The sequence below is a fragment of the Candidatus Symbiopectobacterium sp. 'North America' genome, assembly GCF_015762685.1.
GTDB lineage: Bacteria > Pseudomonadota > Gammaproteobacteria > Enterobacterales > Enterobacteriaceae > Symbiopectobacterium.
Map to the genome: position 1 here is coordinate 1 of NZ_PEHF01000065.1, position 4325 is coordinate 4325.

The 4325-nt window shown below is 50.2% G+C and carries 1 protein-coding gene and 3 pseudogenes; 2 read left to right on the forward strand and 2 right to left on the reverse strand.

Features of this window, described 5'->3' with window-relative positions; translation table 11 throughout:
- The first annotated feature begins 143 nt into the window (after positions 1 to 143).
- Positions 144 to 1306 (forward strand): annotated as a pseudogene (gene pheA, locus CS369_RS13995) (bifunctional chorismate mutase/prephenate dehydratase).
- A 39-nt stretch (positions 1307 to 1345) separates the two neighbouring features.
- Here pheA and tyrA read toward each other — a convergent pair.
- Positions 1346 to 2467, reverse strand: a pseudogene (gene tyrA / locus CS369_RS14000) (bifunctional chorismate mutase/prephenate dehydrogenase).
- 6 nt (positions 2468 to 2473) lie between these two features.
- Positions 2474 to 3547: a 3-deoxy-7-phosphoheptulonate synthase gene (locus CS369_RS14005; protein WP_196907591.1), complete on the reverse strand. Its 1074-nt coding sequence runs from the start codon at positions 3545 to 3547 to the stop codon at positions 2474 to 2476.
- 218 nt (positions 3548 to 3765) lie between these two features.
- Between CS369_RS14005 and btsR the strand changes: the two are divergent.
- Positions 3766 to 4260, forward strand: a pseudogene (gene btsR / locus CS369_RS14010) (two-component system response regulator BtsR); the annotation flags it as partial.
- Positions 4261 to 4325: the final 65 nt, after the last annotated feature.

A 4325-nucleotide genomic window follows, 5' to 3' on the forward strand; every position in this document is an offset into this window, starting at 1 on the left:
GCCCATAAAGACGCCGGATAGATTTAAGCAAGCCCAACATCAATCGAAAATCAGTGTTGCAAAAACGGGGATGACCATAGATTTTTTATGCACTTATTTATACGCACTGTATGAATAAAAATGAGTTTACAGGTAACACAACCATGACAGACAACCCTTTACTGGCCTTACGTGAACGCATCACCGAGTTGGATTTAAAACTGCTTGAACTGCTGGCCGAACGGCGAGAGTTGGCATTGGAAGTGGTACGCGCAAAGTTACATACGCATCGCCCGATTCGCGACAAAGAACGAGAAAGAGATTTACTGGATAAGCTTATCGAAGCGGCAAAACCTCATCATCTTGATGGGCATTATATTACGCGCCTGTTTCAACTGATTATTGAAGACTCAGTGCTAACTCAGCAGGCGCTGTTGCAGCACCATCTTAACCCCACCGGAGCCCACTCGGCGCGTGTCGCCTTTCTTGGACCCAAAGGCTCCTACTCCCATCTGGCTGCACGGCAATATGCCGCGCGCCATTTTGAACAGTTGGTTGAGTGCGGCTGCCAGAAGTTTCAGGATATCTTCGCGATGGTGGAAACCGGTCAGGCGGACTACGGTGTTCTGCCGATTGAGAACACCACGTCAGGTGCAATCAATGATGTGTACGATCTCCTGCAACATACCGGGCTGTCGATTGTGGGCGAACTTACCCACCCCATCGATCACTGTATGCTGGTCGCTACCGACACGGATTTAAGCCAAATTACGACCGTCTACAGCCATCCACAACCCTTCCAGCAGTGCAGCCATTTTATCCAGCGTTATCCACAGTGGAAAATCGAATATTGTGAAAGTACCGCGGCTGCGATGGAAAAAGTCGCTTCATTGAATTCACCCCACGCCGCCGCGCTGGGCAGCGAGGCCGGTGGATTACTTTATCAATTGCGCGTACAGGAACATAACCTAGCAAACCAAACCCAAAACACCACCCGCTTTATCGTGTTGGCACATAAGCCGATTGATGTCTCTGAGCAAGTCCCCGCCAAAACCACCTTGATTATGGCGACAGGTCAGCAATCGGGAGCATTGGTGGAAGCACTGCTGGTGCTGCGCGAACACAGCATCATTATGACAAAACTGGAATCTCGTCCTATTTACGGTAATCCCTGGGAAGAGATGTTTTATATTGATGTGCAGGCTAACCTGCGCGGAGATGGATTACAAAAAGCACTGAAAGAGTTATCGGGCATCACGCGCTCACTGAAAGTGCTGGCTGTTACCCCAGTGAGAACGTCGTCCCCGTTGAGATGCACTGTGTGTAGCGCTCCCAGCCGCTTGGCTGGGAGCACCCTCTCTGCTATCTAGATGCGGCTGTCGTTAGCCTGTTTCAGCAAGGCTCGACTTTCCACCTGAAAACGCTGGGCATAATCACCAAACCAATGCTCTACTTTCTTGAAGCTGGCGATAAACGCCGCTTTGTCTTTGCTTTCCAACAGTGCAATCGCTTCACCAAAACGGGCGTAATAGCGTTTGATCAAGGCCAGATTATTTTCAGATGACATGATGATATCGGCATAAAGCTGCGGGTCTTGTGCGAATAGCCGCCCTACCATCACCAACTCCAACCGGTAAATCGGTGAAGACAATGCAAGTAATTGCTCAAGCTGCACATTCTCTTCCGCCAAATGCAATCCGTAGGCAAAAGTGGCAAAGTGACGCAACGTCTGAATAAACATCATATTTTAATCGTGTTCAACCGCACTGATGCGATACAGCCGTGCGCTCCATACCTGAATTTGCTCCAACAGCCATTGATACGCTTCACGCTGGCGATCATCGTAATACACCACGACTTGCTTGGCAAGGCTACCGCTGTCTGGTCCGAACATCGGGTGTAAGCCTACGACCGGGCCGGAATGTGCCGCCAGCATCGCCTGCAATGGCCCATTTTTCACCGAAGCCAGATCCACCAGAATACAATCCTCCGGTAGGCGCGGTAACTGTGCAATCACCTGCTCCGTCACGTGAATAGGCACACTAACGATCACCATGCCAGCATCCGCCAACAGTCTCTCGGCCTGCGGCCAGTCCTCTTTTTCCAACAGCCTTACTTCATAGCCGGACAGACGCAACATTTTTTCGAACATACGTCCCATCTGTCCGCGTCCAGCCACAATGACGACAGGCCGCAGTTGCGGACACAGGGTCTTAAAGCCTTTGTCATTTTCGCTGGCATAGGATTCTCGCATCACCCGGCGCAGAACATCTTCAATAAGATCCACAGGCACGTTGAGGGCCTCAGCCTCTTCACGACGAGAACGCAGCATCGCAGCCTCGCGATCGGGAGCATAGATAGGGAGACCATAGCGACTTTTTACTTCTCCGACTTCCTCCACTAATGCCAGCCTGCGCGCCAACAAACCAAGCAGCGCCTTATCCACCTCATCAATCTGATCCCGCAACGCGGTCAGTTCTGCAACCATGTTCTGTTATTCTCCCAACGATGAACGGCGTACCGCCCCTAGCTCCTGATGCACCGATCTCAGCAACGCCTCGGTGCTTTCCCAATTGATACAAGAATCCGTCACCGATACACCATATTGCATTGCCGAACGCGGTTGTTCCGATGACTGATTGCCTTCATGAATATGACTTTCCAGCATCATGCCAATAATGGAACGGTTACCCGCTTTAATTTGCTCAACAATGGATGACACCACCTGTGGCTGGCGACGGTAATCTTTATTCGAGTTGCCATGGCTGCAATCTATCATGAGAGAAGGTGTTAAGCCCGCAGCCTGCATCTGTTTTTCACATCCCGCTACGTCTTGTGCACTGTAGTTAGGCTGCTTGCCGCCACGCAAAATAACATGACCGTCGCTATTACCCTGAGTTTGCAGCAGGCACACCTGGCCGGTTTGGTTGATACCCACAAAACGGTGCGGCATTGCTGCGGCTTTCATCGCATTAATGGCCGTGCCCAAGCTACCATCGGTGCCGTTCTTGAAACCCACTGGCATCGAAAGGCCAGAAGCCACTTCGCGGTGCGTTTGCGATTCAGTGGCCCGCGCACCAATCGCTGACCAACTGAACAGATCGCCCAGATATTGTGGGCTGTTGGGATCCAATGCTTCTGTCGCCAAAGGCAGCCCCATGTTCACCAGGTTCAGCAGCAGCTCACGTGCAATGTGCAACCCCGCTTCCACGTCGAAGGAGCCATCCATGTAAGGGTCATTGATGAGACCTTTCCAACCGACAGTAGTACGCGGTTTTTCAAAGTAAACGCGCATTACGATATACAACCGATCGCTCAATTCGGCTGATAGCGTATGCAAGCGGCGGGCATACTCCAACGCAGCATCCGTGTCGTGAATGGAACAGGGTCCACACTCCACCAATAACCGGTTATCGCGACCGTGGATAATATCGGAAATGGTACGGCGTGCCGTGGCAATGGCCTGCTCTTCTTGCACATTGAGCGGGAATTTTGCCTTAAGCTCATCGGATGTAATTAGCACTTGTTCATCGGCAATATTGATGTTGTTGAGCGAATCTTTTTGCATGTTCATTTTCCTGGACAGTTCTTGAGTAGCGTAGCGCGCTTTCCGCCGCCACATTGAGTTCAAGATACCACAACGTGTAAATATTTCAATCCATTACATGTAAATATAAAATTACTAATTTATTCCCCCCTGAGTCTCACGCTCGCATCGCGGGTTACTGACTTTCCTCGCTTATCTCAATGCAAATAGTGATAGAATCAGTGCAACAGGAGGAAAGCATGCTGAGAGCCATCCTAATTGACGACGAGCAACTGGCTCGCGAAGAGTTGTTGCCACTACTGGATAAAGAAGATGACATTGAGGTAATAGCGCAGTGCAGCAAAGCGCTGGAAGCGATACCGGTGATTAACCGACTTCAACCGGATGTGATCTTTCTTGATATCCAGATGCCGAAAATCAGTGGGTTGGAACTGGTTGCCATGCTCGATCCTGACAGCATACCTTATGTTGTTTTTGTCACCGCCTATGACGAATACGTGGTGCGCGCTTTTGAAGAACATGCCTTTGATTATTTACTCAAGCCGCTGGACAATCAGCGCCTGGCAAAAACCCTCAATCGTCTTCGTCGCGGCACATCCGTAAATAAAAATGTACAACTTATTGCGGAGCCTCAACTTAGGCATATCCCGTGCCACGGCCACAACCGTATTTTTCTCCTTAAGATCGAAGAAGTGGAATATCTCTGTTCAGAGCTGAGCGGCGTCCATGTCGTAGTGTAAGTATCCCGGTAAACCGAACCATTCACTTTTAGAGATCTTCTGACATACTGATTATGTCC